This is a genomic window from Streptomyces sp. NPDC047525, from assembly GCF_040643025.1.
GTDB classification, from domain to species: domain Bacteria; phylum Actinomycetota; class Actinomycetes; order Streptomycetales; family Streptomycetaceae; genus Streptomyces; species Streptomyces durmitorensis.
Genome location: NZ_JBEYTL010000035.1, coordinates 1 through 15,766 on the forward strand (window position 1 = coordinate 1; position 15,766 = coordinate 15,766).

The 15,766-nt window shown below is 69.1% G+C and carries 17 protein-coding genes; 10 read left to right on the forward strand and 7 right to left on the reverse strand.

All coding sequences use genetic code 11. The annotated features are described in order from the left end of the window. Nucleotides 1-247: 247 nt before the first annotated feature. Together ABZ833_RS44555 and ABZ833_RS44560 are read left to right on the forward strand one after the other, a co-directional pair. Complete coding sequence (locus ABZ833_RS44555; protein WP_361059508.1) at nt 248-739, forward strand: DUF2975 domain-containing protein; 492 nt, start codon at nt 248-250, stop codon at nt 737-739. Beyond that, nucleotides 739-960: a helix-turn-helix transcriptional regulator gene (locus ABZ833_RS44560; protein ID WP_361059511.1), complete on the forward strand. Its 222-nt coding sequence runs from the start codon at nt 739-741 to the stop codon at nt 958-960. Before ABZ833_RS44555 ends, ABZ833_RS44560 begins: the two co-directional genes overlap by 1 nt. 103 nt (nt 961-1,063) lie before the next feature. Here ABZ833_RS44560 and ABZ833_RS44565 read toward each other — a convergent pair whose 3' ends face one another. After that, nucleotides 1,064-1,696, reverse strand: coding sequence for a DUF2461 family protein (locus tag ABZ833_RS44565; protein WP_361059514.1), 633 nt, complete (start codon nt 1,694-1,696; stop codon nt 1,064-1,066). A gap of 125 nt (nt 1,697-1,821) precedes the next feature. Here ABZ833_RS44565 and ABZ833_RS44570 point away from each other — a divergent pair, with 125 nt between their 5' ends. Together ABZ833_RS44570 and ABZ833_RS44575 are read left to right on the forward strand one after the other, a co-directional pair. Further along, nucleotides 1,822-2,007 (forward strand): hypothetical protein, encoded by a 186-nt coding sequence (locus ABZ833_RS44570; protein ID WP_361059517.1) that lies wholly within the window; start codon nt 1,822-1,824, stop codon nt 2,005-2,007. Nucleotides 2,008-2,159: 152 nt separating this feature from the next. Further along, nucleotides 2,160-2,966: a DUF899 family protein gene (locus ABZ833_RS44575; RefSeq protein ID WP_361059520.1), complete on the forward strand. Its 807-nt coding sequence runs from the start codon at nt 2,160-2,162 to the stop codon at nt 2,964-2,966. 44 nt (nt 2,967-3,010) lie between these two features. On the opposite strand, the gene ABZ833_RS44580 is transcribed toward ABZ833_RS44575, so the two are convergent. The 4 genes from ABZ833_RS44580 to ABZ833_RS44595 all read right to left on the reverse strand — a co-directional run bounded on the left by ABZ833_RS44580 (nt 3,011) and on the right by ABZ833_RS44595 (nt 5,567). Further along, a complete protein-coding gene (locus ABZ833_RS44580; RefSeq protein WP_361059523.1) occupies nt 3,011-3,520 on the reverse strand; it encodes a DinB family protein in 510 nt (169 codons plus the stop codon). Nucleotides 3,521-3,952: 432 nt separating this feature from the next. Further along, nucleotides 3,953-4,366 carry a VOC family protein gene (locus ABZ833_RS44585; RefSeq protein WP_361059526.1) on the reverse strand — a complete coding sequence of 138 codons (414 nt, stop codon included), beginning with the start codon at nt 4,364-4,366 and terminating at the stop codon, nt 3,953-3,955. Then, complete coding sequence (locus ABZ833_RS44590) at nt 4,363-4,947, reverse strand: dihydrofolate reductase family protein (RefSeq protein WP_361059529.1); 585 nt, start codon at nt 4,945-4,947, stop codon at nt 4,363-4,365. The genes ABZ833_RS44585 and ABZ833_RS44590 overlap by 4 nt, the downstream gene beginning before the upstream one ends. Before the next feature lie 161 nt (nt 4,948-5,108). Then, nucleotides 5,109-5,567, reverse strand: coding sequence for a MarR family transcriptional regulator (locus ABZ833_RS44595; protein WP_361059532.1), 459 nt, complete (start codon nt 5,565-5,567; stop codon nt 5,109-5,111). 63 nt (nt 5,568-5,630) lie between these two features. Here ABZ833_RS44595 and ABZ833_RS44600 point away from each other — a divergent pair, with 63 nt between their 5' ends. The 3 genes from ABZ833_RS44600 to map all read left to right on the forward strand — a co-directional run bounded on the left by ABZ833_RS44600 (nt 5,631) and on the right by map (nt 8,911). Next, nucleotides 5,631-5,999 (forward strand): VOC family protein, encoded by a 369-nt coding sequence (locus ABZ833_RS44600; protein WP_361059535.1) that lies wholly within the window; start codon nt 5,631-5,633, stop codon nt 5,997-5,999. A 243-nt stretch (nt 6,000-6,242) separates the two neighbouring features. Then, nucleotides 6,243-7,994 carry a glycoside hydrolase family 18 protein gene (locus ABZ833_RS44605; protein WP_361059538.1) on the forward strand — a complete coding sequence of 584 codons (1,752 nt, stop codon included), beginning with the start codon at nt 6,243-6,245 and terminating at the stop codon, nt 7,992-7,994. A gap of 134 nt (nt 7,995-8,128) precedes the next feature. Further along, a complete protein-coding gene (gene map / locus ABZ833_RS44610) occupies nt 8,129-8,911 on the forward strand; it encodes a type I methionyl aminopeptidase (RefSeq protein ID WP_361059541.1) in 783 nt (260 codons plus the stop codon). A 62-nt stretch (nt 8,912-8,973) separates the two neighbouring features. Here the strand turns inward: map and ABZ833_RS44615 are convergent, their stop codons facing one another. Beyond that, nucleotides 8,974-9,951 carry a LacI family DNA-binding transcriptional regulator gene (locus ABZ833_RS44615; RefSeq protein WP_361059543.1) on the reverse strand — a complete coding sequence of 326 codons (978 nt, stop codon included), beginning with the start codon at nt 9,949-9,951 and terminating at the stop codon, nt 8,974-8,976. Between the two features lie 215 nt (nt 9,952-10,166). Between ABZ833_RS44615 and ABZ833_RS44620 the strand changes: the two genes are divergently transcribed. The 3 genes from ABZ833_RS44620 (at nt 10,167) to ABZ833_RS44630 (ending at nt 14,994) form a co-directional block, all read left to right on the forward strand. Further along, entirely contained in the window at nt 10,167-11,531 is a 1,365-nt protein-coding gene (locus tag ABZ833_RS44620; RefSeq protein WP_361059546.1) for an NCS2 family permease, read from the forward strand. 93 nt (nt 11,532-11,624) lie between these two features. Then, the gene (locus ABZ833_RS44625; protein ID WP_361059549.1) at nt 11,625-13,343 is read left to right on the forward strand and encodes an adenine deaminase C-terminal domain-containing protein; all 1,719 of its coding nucleotides are present in this window, start codon (nt 11,625-11,627) and stop codon (nt 13,341-13,343) included. 157 nt (nt 13,344-13,500) lie between these two features. Next, nucleotides 13,501-14,994 carry an MFS transporter gene (locus ABZ833_RS44630; protein WP_361059552.1) on the forward strand — a complete coding sequence of 498 codons (1,494 nt, stop codon included), beginning with the start codon at nt 13,501-13,503 and terminating at the stop codon, nt 14,992-14,994. Here ABZ833_RS44630 and ABZ833_RS44635 read toward each other — a convergent pair. Next, nucleotides 14,979-15,752, reverse strand: a complete 774-nt coding sequence (locus ABZ833_RS44635; RefSeq protein ID WP_361059555.1) for a DUF4239 domain-containing protein — start codon at nt 15,750-15,752, stop codon at nt 14,979-14,981. The two genes, ABZ833_RS44630 and ABZ833_RS44635, sit on opposite strands and share 16 nt — an antisense overlap. Nucleotides 15,753-15,766: the final 14 nt, after the last annotated feature.

The following is a 15,766-nucleotide window of genomic DNA, read 5'->3' on the forward strand; positions in this document are numbered from 1 at the left end:
TAGCTCGGTGCGTGCGGTCTGAAGTATTTGTATCGCGCACCGAGTTACAGGCAGTCCTCCGCCACGTCTCCGTTCTGTCACAGGCGCACCGCCCTCGACAGGCTTCACCACCAAGGAGCCTCGTGCAGCGTCGATCGCCCATCGACCGGCATCCGCACCCCCCTGCGCCATGAGCCCTCCGGCCCATCCCTTGCTGCATCTATCGAGATTCGATAGATTAACATCGTATGTCGATGGAGGATGGGTCATGGGGAAGCTGACAGTGCGCGCGCTGCGCGCCGTGCTCGTGGTGGTGCTCACCGGCACCGTGTTCGTACAGGTATTGATGGTGTGGGCGTTGGTCAGTGGGAATGACCCGGAGGACGGGTCGCTCCCGCTGACCCCGTTGCGCGTGATCACGATCCTGGGCATCGGGACGGTCCAGGTCGCGCTGGTCTGTGTATGGCGACTGGTGACGATGGTGCGACGCGGAACCGTGTTCTCCCACGCCGCCTTCCGGTGCGTGGACGGCATCATCGGCGCGATCGTTGCGGCTGCTCTCGTGTGGTTCGCGGTCACGGCCCTGAATACGCCCGGCCAGCGGGACGACCCGGGCGTCACCCTCATCATGGGCGGGATCGGCGTGGCCATCCTGGGCGTCGCGCTCATCGTGCTCGTGCTGCGGATGCTGCTCGCCCAGGCCGTCGCCCGCGACGTCGAAGCAGCGCAGATGCAGGCCGAGTTGGACGAGGTGATCTGATGCCGATCGCCGTCGACATCGACGTCATGCTGGCCAAGCGGAAGATGTCCGTGGGTGAACTCGCGGACCGCGTAGGGATCACGCCCGCCAACCTGGCGGTACTCAAGAACGGCCGCGCCAAGGCGGTGCGTTTCGCGACGCTCGCCGCGCTCTGCGAGGTGCTCAAGTGCCAGCCGGGCGACCTGCTTCGGTGGGAGGCCGAGGAGACCGAGGGCGAATGAACCGCGCCTGCTGACGCATCATGGCCGCACCGGCAAGTCTTCAGCGACTGCCGGTGATGTCGAGGCGGTCACCGATCAAGTGCAGGCAGGCGCCCTCGTGATGTCAGGCGGCGCGCTTCACGTGGCGGACCAGCCACATCAGCATGGCGTCCAGGTCGGCGGCGGCCGAGAGGACCCGGTCGAGCGCCTCGGAGGTGTGCAGCCACTCCTCGCAGCCGAGGGGACGGGCGGCGATCAGCGAACGGTGGCGCAGCAGGTCCGTACGGGAGTGGTCCGTCGGATAGCCGCGCGGAGGGCGTTTCATCACGTCCCCGGAGATGTCGTAGCCCTTCTTCCGCACGTCCTCGACGATGGCGGACAGCTCGCGGCCGCTCCCCTCCGAGGCCACGGCTTTGCGGAACATGTCCACCTGGCCGGGATCGGGGTACCACCAGGCGCCCTGGATCCGCAGGCCGTCCAGGGAGAACCGGAGGCCGATCTCGACCTTGCGGCCGAGCCGGATCACCGCGCTCTGGTGCTGCCACCACCAAGAGTCGGTGCGGTAGTGCCAGACGGAGAAGTCCTCGTATCGGGGGTCGGTGTCCGCGACCTCGTTGAGCAGGGCGATCATCGGCTGCCTGACCAGGCGTTCACGGTCCGCGCGACAGCGCTCGCGGGTCGCGTGGGTCGGTTCGCCCTGGAGCTGCCACAACACGTCCATGGCCTGCTCCGGCCAGCCTGTGAACTGTCCGCGCATGCGGGCAGGTTAGCTCACCCATGGTCCGTACGCGGCAGACGTAAGCGGCACACTGGAGGGTGGCCGGCACGCCGTATCGGGTGCCCCGGGTCGCGCGAGGGCGCGCGGCCCCTTAGACCGGATGTATGAGCGAGAACGAAGAGCAGGTCCACCGTCCCGGCGAGATCGTCCCTGAGTCGGGGATCTATGAGTGCGAGTGCGGAGAGCACCACCGTTACAGCGCCGACGTGCGCGGCCACCGCTTTCCGCCGCTGAGCGCGGCCTGCACCGGCAGCGGCTGGAAGCTCGTGATCTCCGCGCACGATTCCTGATGGCTCGAGCGGGATGACGCTCCGCCCGCCGGTGCAGCACGCGCTCCGCGCTGGGGCACAGTAAGAGTCCAGCGTCTGCGCCAGGACCTTGACCGCGGGGAGATGACAGGCAGCTTCAGCCAACGTCACCGGAACAAGGAGAGAAAGCAGCCATGAAGGACGAATCAACGACCGTCGGCAAGCCGGCGGTCGTCGACCGGGCCACCTTCCAGGCCGAACTGGACAACCTCCGCACCCGGGAGAAGGCACACACCCGGGAAGGCGACGCGATCGCCGCGGCCCGTCGGCGCCTGCCCATGGTCGAGGTCGACCCGGACCTTGAGCTGATCGGGCCAAACGGACCGCTCACTCTGCGCGACGCGTTCGAAGGCCGTCGGCAGCTCGTCGCCTACTACTTCATGTGGTGGCCCACCCGGCCCGCACCCGAGCAGTGCGAAGGCTGCACGTTGTTCCTCAGCCAGGTCAGCGAGCTGTCCTACCTGCACTCCCGTGACATCACTTACGCGGTCTTCAGCCAGGGCCGCAACACCGCGTTCGGCCCCGGCGACCCCCAGGTGTCCTACGAGGAGAGCCTCCGCTACCGCGACTTCATGGACTGGACCCTGCCGTGGTACTCGGCGCAGCCCTCCCTGGACACGCTCCTCGTCGGTCGTGAGATCGGGTTGTTCCACCTCGTGTGCTACGTCCGGGAAGGCGACCGCGTCTTCGAGACCTACTGGACGAACCGCCGCGGCGTGGAGGCGATGGACTACAGCTACGCGCTCATGGACCTCGCCGTCTACGGACGCCAGGAACCGTGGGAGGACTCGCCCTCCGGCTGGCCACAAGACTGCTCCATGAGGACGGACAGCGGTCCACCCGCATGGCCGCCGGTGTCGGGGGAGTCGGGCGGACGCCCCATCGCCCAGTGGCCGCGACTCGACGCCGGAAACTCCGACGACCTGGCCGTTGGCCCCTGATCGTCTGTGCGCCCGGTGGGTGTAGCGGCCGGAGTGACCGTGTGTCAACGGCGCTGCAGCAGGCCCCGGACGTACGCGGCCTGGCCAGTGTGCTGCAGATCGTCGGAGATGACGCTGATCAGCCGGACCCCGAGGGTGACGGACGGCGTCCACTGCTCGTCGACGACGCGGTCGAGCGCTGTGTCGTCGAGTGCGCGCACGAAGGAGAGGGTCTGCTCGTGGACGGCGTCGTGGTAACCGCGCAACTGGTCGGCGGAGACGCCACCGAGCGACGCCACCTGCTTGGGCGTGTGCCCGTACCCCGTCTCCTCCTCACCGAGCGGTAGTTGGAAGCGGTCGTACCAGCCCTGGGCGGTCCACACCTGGTCCAGACCCGCCGCGTCAGCGACATGATCGTCCTGGACGCGGGTGAGGTGCCACACCAGCCAGACGATCGAATTGGCCTCGTCGTCAGGACGGAAAGCAAGCTCCTCGGGCGACAGGCCGTCGACGGCAGCGTGCACTTCCTCCTGGACACGATCGAACGCGTCCGCCAAAAGCTCTGCAGTGTTCATCCATCCATAGTCACCGCCGCGCCGGGAACGCGCCGGAATGGAAGGTGACGACGGCCTGTCGTTGGCTCTCAACCCACTGGTGGACTCCCTCGGGTCGCCCGTCAGCTTGACTGCCGCTGCGTTGTCTCGGCGAAGGCCAGCCCTTGCAAGGCGAGTCGTTCCGTCTCGAATCGGCCTTCGGTCGTGGCCTCGACGTCGAATCCGTGCGTGACCTGCGGTGGGTAGCCGATGAGTTCGAGCGCCCGGCTGGGCAGCGCCTGCTGGGCGGATTGCTGGCGCCGTGGTGCTGGTGTGGATGGGAGCGCCTTCAGCGGCAGTCCGTTCGGCGCCGGATGGAACAGGTCTCCGGAGCGCTGTTGGTCGGGCTGGGGGTGCGCCTGACTACCGAGTCCTAGGGGGATTGCCGGTGGCGAGCAACGCTCGCCGGAGCGCTCAGGAGAAGTCCGCGGCGGTGAGGCCGTCGGGGTGTCCAGGCGGCCACTCCACCAGCTCGATCCGGTAGCCGTCCGGGTCGGTGAGCCACGACGTCTTCGGGCCGTGAGGTCCGCCTGGGTACTGGACAGGTCCCGGCTCCAGACCGGCGTCGGTCAGCCGCTCCAGGGCGGCGGCCAGTGTGTCCACCTGGATTGCGAGGTGGTCGACACCGCTGCCCACGTCGACGGGTCCGTCGAGGGGGCGGTGGACCAGTTCGAGCGAGGCCGCCGGTTCGCCGGGGAACTTGAGGATCACGAGGTGGCTCCCGTCGCCACCGTCGACCCTGCCCAGCTCGGCGTAGCCCAGGGCGGTGTAGAAGTCGAGCGAGCGGTCAAGGTCGGTGACGCGGTAGGCGACGAAGAGCGTCTTCATGCGGTCTCCTCGGGTCGGCGGACCCGGTAGCGAAGGTGTGTGACGTCTCGGTCCTCGAGCCGTCGGACGAGGTCGAGTTCGATGTGATCGCCGCCGAGGTGGTCGAAGAGTCGTCGGCCGTCCCCGAGGAGGACCTGAACCAGGTGGATCTCCATCTCGTCGATCTGCCCGGCCCGGAGGAGCGCTTGGGCCGCGCCCGCCCCATGGACCATGACCGGCCGGTCCCCGGCGGCCGCACGAGCCTGACGGGCGCAGTCCTCGACGTCGGTGACGAATCGCGCGTGGCCGGGTGGCACGTCCCCGTCATCCACATGGTGGGTGAGGACGAAGATCGGCACACCGTCGTGATGGTCGCCCTGCCAACGCCCGGCGAGTTCGAAGGTCCGACGGCCGGAGATCAGCGCGCCGGTCGCCAGCGCCTCGCGATAGACCTGTCCGCTGGGACCATCGGATTCCCGGTCGTCGAGCCAGTTGAAAAGACGTCCACCGGCACGTCCGAGCTCTTGGCCCCGTCGGTCGTCCGGACCGGCGATGTAGCCGTCGAGCGACATCGACATGTACAGCCGAAGCGGATTGCTCATTCCGGCCTCCATCTCTCCTCCATGGCATCGGGATGCGCCGCTTGCCGCCCCATCGGGGCGGGACCGTCAAAGAGAAAGACTCCAGGCAGCAGACAGACTCATCGCCTCGGCGAGGCGTAGTTCGAGAGCAGTGTGCGACGAGATCTGCGCCGGGGAGCGAGCTACGCACCGTCGTTGCCGTCGCGCAGGGAATGAATCATGCTCCGCAGACTCCGGAACGCGCCTGCCTGCTCGGTCTCGGTCATGTCGGCCAGCATTCTGACCTCGACGGACCGGACCGCTGCCGTCGCCTTCTCGAGGCTCCGCCGGCCGCGAGGCGTGAGCCGCGTGGGAAGGACCTTCCCGACGGGAGCCGCCGCGGGCCTGGTCACGTAGCCGTCTCGTTCCAGGGCCTGGAGCAGCACGTTCATCGTCTGCCGTGTTACGAACGCGCCCCGCGCGAGCTCGGAGTTCGACAAGCCCGGCCGTTGAGCCAGCAGCTCGAGGCAGGAGTAGTGCGTCACGCTCATCCCGAGCGGCCGCAGCACCTCCTCCATGGCTGCGCGCAGGGCGCTGGACGCCTCTTTCAGCAGGTAGCCCAGGGACGTCTCCAGGTCGACGCCGACACCGTCTTGATTCATGTCAGTATTCTGACATAGCTTGATGCGTGTCAGAAAGCTGACACGGAAAGAAGGAGCATCATCATGCCCGCCACCGGTCCTGACTTCATCTCGCTCCAGGCGCGCGACCTCGACGCTTCGCAGGCGTTCTACGAGCAGTACCTCGGCCTCGTGCGCTCGCAGGCCGGACCTCCGCACGCCGTCGTCTTCGAGACAAAGCCGATCGCGTTCGCACTCCGCGACGCCCTTCCCGGCACCGATCTCGCATCCGTTGCCCAGCCAGGCATCGGTGCGGCGATCTGGCTCCACGCCACGGACGTCCAGGCCATTCACGATGCTCTCGTCGCCGACGGTCACACCATCGTCTCCGCGCCGATCGACGGCCCCTTCGGCCGGACATTCACCTTCGCCGACCCCGACGGCTACCAGGTCACGCTCCACGACCGCACCTGATCGGCCGCGCGCCGCGGACCGTGCCGGGGGAGTGGGCGGGGGACGTGACGTTGGTGCCGTGCGCCCCGCGCTCACGGAGACGGCCCCCGGTCGGCCCCGTGATGCGTACGTTCCTCGACTGCTCCGCGGTCGGGTCGTCGCGTCAGAAGCCTTGACAACTCCATTGGTCTGGACCAACTATGCGCACAGCAGCGGTGGCCACCGTCGTTCACTTCCGTCCTCACCTCTCCCTGGAGGCATTTCGTGGACCGTGTACGGCAGGGCAGACCCGGCGTTCGCCGGAGAATCGGCGCAGCGATCGCCGTCGGTGCGGCCGCCGCACTCACCGTCACCGCACTCGCCGCGCCCGCGCAGTCGGCGGACGTCAAAGCGGCGTACACCAAGGCGGCCGACGTTGCAGCGGCGGACGTCAACGTCGCCAAGAACGCCGGGTTCGAGGCGGACCTGAGCAACTGGACCTGCGCCGCGAACAGCGGTACCGCCGTGACTTCCCCCGTGCACGGCGGCACGAAGGCGCTCAGAGCCACCCCGTCGGGCCAGGGCACCGCCGAGTGTTCCCAGATCGTCTCGGTGAAGCCCAACTCGACGTACAAGCTGAGCAGTTGGGTGCAGGGCAGTTATGCCTACCTCGGCGCCCGTGGCACCGGTACGACCGACGTGTCGACCTGGACGCCGGGCAACTCGTCCTGGCAGCAACTCTCCACCAGCTTCACGACCGGCGCGAACACCACGTCGGTCACCGTGTACACGCACGGCTGGTACGGGCAGAGCGCGTACTACGTGGATGATGTGAGCGTGCTCGGACCCGACGGGGGCGGCGGCACCGACCCGGTGGAGATACCGTCCGTGCCGGCCGGCCTCGCGGCGGGCACGGCGACGTCCACGTCGGTGGACCTGTCCTGGACCCCGGTGTCCACGGCCACCGGATACACCGTCTACCGCGACGGCGCCAAGGTGGCCTCGGTCGGCGGCGCCTCCACGACCGTCACCGGTCTCACGCCGGACACCGCCTACAGCTTCCAGGTGAGCGCCTCGAACGCGGCGGGTGAGTCCGCGAAGTCGACGGCGGTGTCCGCGCGGACCGCCAAGGGTGGTGGCGGAGACGGCGGCACCGTGCCCAAACACGCGCTGACCGGCTACTGGCAGAACTTCGACAACGGCGCGACCGTGCAGAAGCTGCGGGACGTGTCGTCGCAGTACGACATCATCGCCGTTTCCTTCGCCGACGCCACCACCACGCCGGGCCAGATCACCTTCAACCTGGACCCCGCCGTCGGCTACTCCTCCACCGCGGACTTCAAGGCGGACATCGCCGCGAAGAAGGCCGCGGGCAAGTCGGTGATCCTCTCGGTGGGCGGCGAGAAGGGCACCATCTCGGTCAACAGCGACGCCTCCGCGACCGCGTTCGCCAACAGCGCCTACGCGCTGATGCAGGAGTACGGGTTCAACGGCGTCGACATCGACCTGGAGAACGGACTCAACCCCACGTACATGACCAAGGCGCTGCGCCAGCTCGCCGCGAAGGCGGGCCCGAACATGGTGCTCACGATGGCGCCGCAGACCATCGACATGCAGTCCACGTCCGGCGGGTACTTCCAGACGGCGCTGAACGTGAAGGACATCCTCACGGTCGTCAACATGCAGTACTACAACAGTGGTTCGATGCTCGGCTGTGACGGCAAGGTCTACAGCCAGGGCAGCGTGGACTTCCTGACCGCGCTCGCCTGCATCCAGCTGGAGGGTGGCCTGGACCCGTCGCAGGTCGGGCTCGGCGTCCCGGCGTCCACGCGTGCTGCGGGCGGCGGTTACGTGGCCCCGTCCGTCGTGAACAACGCCCTCGACTGCCTGACCCGGGGCACCGGCTGCGGCTCCTTCAAGCCGTCGAAGACGTACCCGGGGCTGCGGGGCGCCATGACGTGGTCCACGAACTGGGACGCGGCGGCGGGCAGTACGTGGTCGAACTCCGTCGGCCCGAAGGTGCACGGCCTTCCGTAGTGAACGAACTACCTGGCGGGGCGGGCGGACCGAAGGACGGTCCGCCCGTCCCGCGAGGGGTCCGACCGTGACCCCATTCTAATACCGGTATAGTTTGACCGGTATAGTTGTTGGTCCCGTGAGGAAAGTGGCACATGATCGAGATCCTGAACCCCGCTCTGCTGGTCCGCGCAAGAGACACAGGCGCCCTGGTCGCAGACATCCTGCAGACACTGAAGGGCCGGAGCGCGGTCGGCACGAACCTCCTGGACATCGACCGGTGGGCCAAGGCCATGATCGCCGAGGCGGGGGCGCTGTCCTGCTACGTCGACTACGCACCATCCTTCGGGCGCGGCCCCTTCGGCCACTACATCTGCACGGCCGTCAACGATGCCGTGCTCCATGGGCGGCCCTACGACTACACGCTCGCCGACGGCGATCTGCTCACCCTCGACCTCGCCGTCTCCAAGAACGGAGTCGCCGCAGACGCCGCCATCAGCTTCGTCGTGGGCAATGCGCAGCCCGCACAGAGCGTCGCGATGATCAGGGCAACCGAACGCGCACTGGCCGCGGGGATCGCGGCCGCCGGACCCGGAGCTCGTGTCGGCGACATCTCCCACGCCATCGGCACGGTCCTCCACCAGGCCGGATACGAGATCAACACCGAATTCGGAGGGCACGGCATCGGGTCGACGATGCACCAGGACCCGCACGTCGCGAACACCGGACGGCCTGGCCGTGGATACAAACTGCGCCCCGGGCTGCTGCTGGCGCTGGAGCCGTGGGTCATGGCGGACACCGCCAAACTCGTCACCGACGCCGACGGGTGGACGCTCCGCAGCGCGACGGGCTGCCGGACGGCACACAGCGAGCACACCATCGCCATCACCGAGGACGGAGCCGAGATCCTCACGTTGCCGAAGTCGTCGAAGCCGTAAGGCGCTGCTGCCCCCGCGTTGCTCTGCTGCGCAGCATGGACCAAGGGGCAGCCGGGTGGTGGCTACGGGCCGCGCGGCGGAGCCGTCGACGCGCGCAATACGGGGGCCGCCGGCAGGCGCGATGTGACCGTGCGCCGGTGGCCGTCGAGCAGCTCGTGGAGGCGGGTGACGGCAAGTGCCCCGGCTTCTCGGAGCGGCACGTCGAGCGCGGTCACCGGGGGCGTGGTCGCGCTGAGCGTACTGAGGTCGTCGGCCGCGGCCAGACTCACGTCCTCGGGCACGCGTCGTCCGGCCACGCCGAGGCCGTGCAGCAGCCCGAGCGTCAGGTAGCTGTTGTAGGCGAGGACGGCCGTGGCCTCGCCGGGCAGTACGCGTGAGGCCTCGATCCCGGCGTCGAACGTGGGCGGCAGGGGCCCGAGGACGTGGACACGGGCGCCTGCCGCCGACGCCCGTGCGGTGAGAGCGGCCCGTCGCTGTTCGTCTGCCCAGGAGTCCGCGGGGCCGGAGACGTAGGCGATGTCGCGGTGGCCCTGTGCCAGCAGATGGTCAAGGAGTTCGGTCAGGCCCGTGGCGGTGTCGGCGACCACAGCGGGCAGTCGGCCCACCTGGCGGTCGACGAGCACCAGCGGGCGCCGTCGGAACCGCTCCCGCAGCGCGGCGTCCGTGCCGACCGGCGTCACCATGATCAGGCCGTCGGCCTGCTCGGAGAGCCGGTCGGCGAGGGCGGCCTCACGCTGCGCGTCATACTCCGAGACCGCGATCAGCAGATGACTCTCGGTCTCCTCCGCCGCTTGCTGTGCGCCCATCACCAGCGGCGCGAAGAACGGGTTCGAGAGAGTCGGCACGATCAGGCCGATCAAGCCCGTACGGCCCGTGGTCAGCGCACGGGCTGCGGCGTTGGGCTGGAAACCGAGCCGGTCGGCCGCCTCCCGGACACGAAGCCGCGTGCTCTCGGCGACCAGTTCGGGGCGCTGCAGTGCCCGCGAGGCGGTGGCCTTGGACACCCCCGCCGCACGCGCCACGTCCAAGAGCGTCGCCATGCCGTCCCCTGCCTCATGTGCCCGGCAAGGATCGAAGATCCGTCCGAGGCCAGTGTTCACTTTCGCCTGATGCCGTGCCATGATACCCGCAACCGGTCTCTGCAACCGGTTTCATAGACCGGTTGCAGAGACCGTTCCAAGCCGGGTTCCCCGCGCGCCCGCACTCTGACACGCCGACAACCGCGTGCCCGCCCTTCACCCCGCCCGAGGTCCCCATGCCCACCACCGCTCCGCCGCCCGGCGAGCAGACCGACGCTGCCACCCCGCCGCCCGCCTCGCCCGTCGAGCGGGTCTTCGGCGTCCGTGACCGCGGCAGCAGCCACCGCACGGAACTCGTGGCGGGCGCCTCGATGTTCATGGCCGCCGCCTACGCCGTCGTCGTGGTTCCCGGCCAGCTGGCCTCCGCCGGTGTGCCGCACGGCGCCGCGACGACCGCCGTCATCATCGCCATCGCCCTCGCGACGCTGGCCATGGGCCTGATCGCCAACCTGCCGTTCGTCGTCGCCCCGGGCCTCGGCGGCGTGGCCCTGATCGCGTTCACCATCGTCGGACAGGACCATGTCCCCTGGGACACGGCGCTCGGCATGGTCTTCTGGTCCGGCGTCGCCTTCCTGCTCCTCACCCTCTTCGGCATCCGCGACCTCGTCACGCGGCTCATGCCGATGAACCTCAAGTACGCCATCAGCGGCGGCCTGGGCCTCTACATCGCGCTCATCGGATTCCGCGACGCCGACCTCGTCGTCGGCAACGCCGACAAGGCCGCTCTCGCGGTCGGCGACCTGTCCGAGCCCACCGCGCTCCTCGCCCTGGCAGGCCTGCTGCTGCTCACCGCCCTCGCCGCACGCAAAGTACCGGGCGCCTTCCTCATCACCATCGCAGCCGTCACGCTCGTCGGCGTGCCGCTGGGCGTGACCGACGTCCCCGACAGCCTCTTCGCGGCCCCCGACTCGCCCGGCCCCCTCCTCTTCAACATCGACATCCTCGGCGCTCTCAAGCCCGAATACTTCCCCTACATCTTCGCGTTCTTCGTGTCCGAGTTCTTCTCCATGACCGGAACCCTCCTGGCCGTCTCCGGACGCGCCGGTCTCCTGGACAAGGACGGCAACATCCCCGGCTCCCGCCGCCCCTTCCTCGTCGACTCCGTCTCCGTGATGGGCGGTTCAGCCGTGGGCGCGCCCTCGATGACCGCCTACCTGGAGTCGTCGGCCGCCGCCGACGCCGGCGGCAAGACCGGCCTGGCATCGGTATGGGCCGCGTGTGGCTTCGCACTGCTGCTGCTCGTCACCCCGTTCGCCACCCTGATCCCCTCCGCGGCCACCGCACCCGTGCTGATGTTCATCGGTCTGAACATGCTCGGCGCGCTCAAGAACGTCGACTTCAAGGACCCCACGAACGCCATCCCGGCCGCCCTGACCGTCGCCACCACGCTGTTCTTCGGCAACTTCGGCACCGGCATCGCGACCGGCCTCGCGGCCCACGTCCTGGTGAAGACCGTCAGCGGCCGGATCCGCGAGGTGCCCTGGCCGCTGTGGATCGTCATGATCCCGCTGGGCTACTACTTCTACACACTCGTCCCCTGACCGCCCCGTCGCCCGAGACGACAACCCTCTTCCGGCGCGGGCCGCGCCCGCCCGCCCGCGCGTGACGACACCCTTTGCAAGGAGCACGACCACATGAGTGAGCAGCACGACCTCCGGATCAGCGGCGGGCGCGTGATGTCCACCTTCACCGGTGAGGAGTTCGCCGCGGACGTACTGGTACGGGGCGACCGCATCACCGCGGTGCTCCCGCCCGGCACCCCGGCCACGGCAGGGGAGGAGATCGACGCGACCGGCATGCTGATCGTCCCCGGCTTCGTGGACGCCCACATGCACATCGAGAGCGCGTTCCTGACGCCTCAGGAGTTCGCGGCCGTGACGCTGGCCCGCGGCACGACGACGGTCCTCGCCGACCCGCACGAGATCGTCAACGTCGCCGGCCGGGACGCCATGCGCTGGATGATCGACGCGGGCGGCCAGACCGCCCAGACCCAGCTGTGGGGCGTGCCCTCGTGCGTGCCCGCGCTGGAGGGCCTGGAGCACGCCGGAGCGGCCCTCTCCGCCGACGACATCGCGGACATGCTGGGGTGGCCGGGTGTCATCGCGCTGGGCGAGGTCATGGACTACCGCGCGGTCGTCGCCGGCGACCGCCGCATGCACGAGATCACCGCGGTGGCCCGCGCACACGACGCGATCCTCGACGGCCACTGCCCGAACCTGACCGGCGCGGAACTGAGCGCGTACCTGGCCACCGGTGTGGACTCCGACCACACCAAGAACCGCACCGAGGTGGTCCTGGAGAAGGCGCGCCTGGGCATGACGATGATGCTCCAGGAGAAGTGCCTCACCCCGGACGTGGCGACAGCCTTGCTGTCCTTGCCCCAACTCCCGCCGCTGTGCCTGGTCACGGACGACCTCGCGGCCGACCACATCGTCGAGCGAGGCCACCTGGACCACATCGCGCGGGTCGCCGTGGCCGCCGGGTTCCCGCCCCATGTCGTCCTCAAGGCCCTGACGTGGACGCCGGCCCAGCGTCTGCGGCTCCACGACCGAGGCGTCGTCTCCCCGGGCAAGCGCGCCGACCTGGTCCTGCTGCGGGGCGAACTCGCCGCGTTCGAGCCCGCGTTGGTGCTGGCGGGTGGCCGCATCGTGGGCCGCGACGGCGCTCCCGAACAGGCGACACCCGCCTCGGAGACCCTTGCCGTACCGCCCCTGGACAGCCGCGTGGACGTGGAACCACAGGAGGCGGACGGATACCGCTGGCGCGTGGACCTGCCGGACGGCACGCACCGCTTCCGGGCGATGAGCGTCAACCCGCGCGACACCTACACCGAAGCGACCGAGGTCGAACTCCCGGTCTCCGACGGTGAGGTGCACTGGGAGGGCCGGACCACACTGGTCCGCGTACGCAACCGCTACGGACGCCCCGGCATGGTCTTCGCCCCGCTCCTGGGCCGGGATCTGGGTGAGGGCGCCGTGGCATCGACGTACGCCCACGACAGCCACAACCTTCTGACGATCGGTACCTCACGCGCGGCGATGGCCGCAGCCGCCGCGACCGTCGTCGCCGACGGGGGAGGGGTGGCCGTCGTCAGGGGTGCCGCGGGTGAGACCGTGGCGGCGCGCATGCCGCTGCCCGTGGGCGGCGTTCTGTCCGCCCGCCCGGCCCACGATGTCGCCGCCCAGGCGGCCGCGGTGCGAACGGCTCTGGAGACCTGGGGCTGGAACCACCTCAACCCGTTCATGAGCGTGTCGACCCTGACGCTCGCCGTCTCACCCGCCCTCAAGATCACCGACCGCTCGCTGGTGGACGTGGCACGCCGCGAACCAGTGGCAGCGACGGTGGGGGACTGACCAGCCACGGCGACGGCTCCCGACGGGGTGACCGCACGCTGATCGGGCTGACGTCCATGACGCAGACGACGGTGACCATTATGCGGACATGTGTACGGACGATTTCCGGCCGGTGCGACGATTCGCCGGTACGTCCGCACCACCCCGGAAGGCGCTCGTGAGCTCCACCTCCCCCTTGTCCGGCAGCACGGCCCCGGCGACCACGCCGGGCACGGTACTGATCCGCTCCGCGGCGGACATCTCTGACCTGGTCAACTCGGGCACGGCCCGCGGTCAGCACGCCAAAATGATCGTGATCATCGCGCTCGGCGGCATCTTCCTCGACGCCTACGACCTGAGTTCCCTCGCCTACGGGCTTCCCGACATCACGGAACAGTTCGGCCTCAGCTCCGCCATGGCCGGCACGGTCACCGCCTCGATCAGCGTGGGATCCCTCGTCGGTGCTCTCGTCGGCGGCTGGCTGGTGGACCGGATCGGCCGCTACCGGGTGTTCATGGCGAACATGCTCTTCTTCGTCGTCACCGCGCTCGTGTGCGCGCTGGCGCAGGACGTATGGACCCTGATCGCGGCGCGCTTCGTGATGGGCATCGGCGTCGGCATGGACATCCCCGTCGCGATCGCGTTCCTCGCCGAATTCTCCCGGCTGCGCGGCAAGGGCAGCAAGGGCTCGCGCACGGCTGCCTGGTCGCCCGCCTGGTACACCGCGACCAGCGGCTGCTACCTGGTGATCATGCTCCTCTACTTCGTCCTGCCCGACGCCCAGCTGGGCTGGCTGTGGCGATTCACCGTCGGCTTCGGCGCCATACCCGCGCTGCTGGTACTGCTGCTGCGCCGGCGCTACATGAACGAGTCCCCGACCTGGGCCGCCGACCAGGGCGACCTGGAAGGCGCGGCGCGCATCCTCCGCCAGTCCTACGGCGTCGACGCGCGCGTCGCCGACGATGTGCCCGCGCAGGCGCCCCGCCCGCCCAGGCCCGGCCTCGCCGCGTACGCACGGCTCTTCACCCCTCCGTACCGCACGCGCACCATCCAGTCGGTGACGGTCGGTCTGGCGGAGACCTTCGGCTACAACGCAGTCGCGTTCGGGCTGCCGATCATCATCGCCACCCTGATGACCCAGGGCCCGCTGACCACGATCGCCTCCTCCTTCGCCCTGAACCTCCTCTTCGCCCTGACCGGCGGACTGCTCGGCATCCGCTGGGCATCGACCCGCGGCGCCTGGCCGATGATGACGCTGGGCTTCGCGATCCAGTTCGTCGCCATCACGGTGCTCGGCCTCATCGCGGCCCCCTCCGGGACGGCCGCCGTCACGGCGGGGATCCTGATGCTCGGCGCGTTCATGTTCGCCCAGGGATTCGGCCCCGGCGCACACATCATGAGCTACGCCTCGCTCGGCTTCCCCACGTCGATGCGCGGCGTCAGCATCGGCTTCAACCAGGCGGTACTGCGCCTCGGTTCGACGCTGACCCTGTTCTTCTTCCCCATCCTCAGCAGCGGCCTCGGCACCGACGTCTACTGGGTCATCCTCGCCGCCCCCGTACTGGGGCTGATCGCACTCCTGGCCAAGCGCTGGGAACCGGTCGGCTTCGACGCGGACGCGGAGGAACGGAGCTCGTCAGCCCGGCTCGCGGCCGGTCAGTGCCAGAACTGAGCGAGTACGCCCTCCTTGAAGGGCGCAGGCGAAACGGCGAGCTCGCCCGCGAACGGATGGTCCAAGGTCAAGCACAGCAGCAAGCTCACGCCGATCAGTGCGGCTACCGACACGACGAACATCAAATTCGCACGCACGCTCCTGATGCCGTAGAGCAAGGTCAGGGGAAGCATGACGAGCGCGCCGCCGTAGACGAGGACGTTCAGGAGCGATGGCAGGGACTGCTCGGAGTCGGCGAGCCGGGTACGGCGTGCGCCTGCGATCTCGCCCAGCGTCGAGACGGACTGCGCGTAGTAGGTCTTCTCGGCCTCGGTCTGCGGCTCGTACTCCTGGAACACCTGGTACAGCGCGGTCACTTCGGGATTGGTGATCTCGGGGTCGGGCTCTCCGGCGCGCATCAGCGGCCATTGCTCGTCGACGACGACACGCACGTACGCCCCGACGGCGTTCGTCACCCGGCGCTCCTGGTCGGCCGGGAACGCAGAGGCATCCCGCAGCACCTCGGCGGTCTGGCTGGCCTCGAGCGCGACGTTCGTCTCGGCCTCGTTGAGGCCCTCCCACTCGGCCACGACGACGAAGGCCAGGATGATGCCGTAGATCGCGGCGTACATGCCGAGCACGACCCCGATCATCTCGTTGTGCGTGCCGTTCGCGTGGTGAGGGAAACTGCGTCTCAGTACGAGCGTGCCGGCCACGGCAGCCAGTACGGCGCCGCCACCGAGCAGCCCGGCAAGCGCGACAGTGGTGAAATTGTTCAACAGCCAGATACCCA

Excerpts from the sequence above, each read along its gene's own strand:
- ABZ833_RS44600 (WP_361059535.1), top strand. The coding sequence starts at position 5,631 with ATGCCCGCCACCGGTCCTGACTTCATCTCGCTCCAGGCGCGCGACCTC.
- ABZ833_RS44625 (WP_361059549.1), top strand. The coding sequence starts at position 11,625 with ATGAGTGAGCAGCACGACCTCCGGATCAGCGGCGGGCGCGTGATGTCC.
- ABZ833_RS44560 (WP_361059511.1), top strand. The coding sequence starts at position 739 with ATGCCGATCGCCGTCGACATCGACGTCATGCTGGCCAAGCGGAAGATG.
- ABZ833_RS44595 (WP_361059532.1), bottom strand. The coding sequence starts at position 5,567 with ATGAATCAAGACGGTGTCGGCGTCGACCTGGAGACGTCCCTGGGCTAC.
- ABZ833_RS44585 (WP_361059526.1), bottom strand. The coding sequence starts at position 4,366 with ATGAAGACGCTCTTCGTCGCCTACCGCGTCACCGACCTTGACCGCTCG.
- map (WP_361059541.1), top strand. The coding sequence starts at position 8,129 with ATGATCGAGATCCTGAACCCCGCTCTGCTGGTCCGCGCAAGAGACACA.
- ABZ833_RS44565 (WP_361059514.1), bottom strand. The coding sequence starts at position 1,696 with ATGCGCGGACAGTTCACAGGCTGGCCGGAGCAGGCCATGGACGTGTTG.
- ABZ833_RS44620 (WP_361059546.1), top strand. The coding sequence starts at position 10,167 with ATGCCCACCACCGCTCCGCCGCCCGGCGAGCAGACCGACGCTGCCACC.
- ABZ833_RS44555 (WP_361059508.1), top strand. The coding sequence starts at position 248 with ATGGGGAAGCTGACAGTGCGCGCGCTGCGCGCCGTGCTCGTGGTGGTG.
- ABZ833_RS44575 (WP_361059520.1), top strand. The coding sequence starts at position 2,160 with ATGAAGGACGAATCAACGACCGTCGGCAAGCCGGCGGTCGTCGACCGG.
- ABZ833_RS44590 (WP_361059529.1), bottom strand. The coding sequence starts at position 4,947 with ATGAGCAATCCGCTTCGGCTGTACATGTCGATGTCGCTCGACGGCTAC.
- ABZ833_RS44570 (WP_361059517.1), top strand. The coding sequence starts at position 1,822 with ATGAGCGAGAACGAAGAGCAGGTCCACCGTCCCGGCGAGATCGTCCCT.
- ABZ833_RS44580 (WP_361059523.1), bottom strand. The coding sequence starts at position 3,520 with ATGAACACTGCAGAGCTTTTGGCGGACGCGTTCGATCGTGTCCAGGAG.
- ABZ833_RS44615 (WP_361059543.1), bottom strand. The coding sequence starts at position 9,951 with ATGGCGACGCTCTTGGACGTGGCGCGTGCGGCGGGGGTGTCCAAGGCC.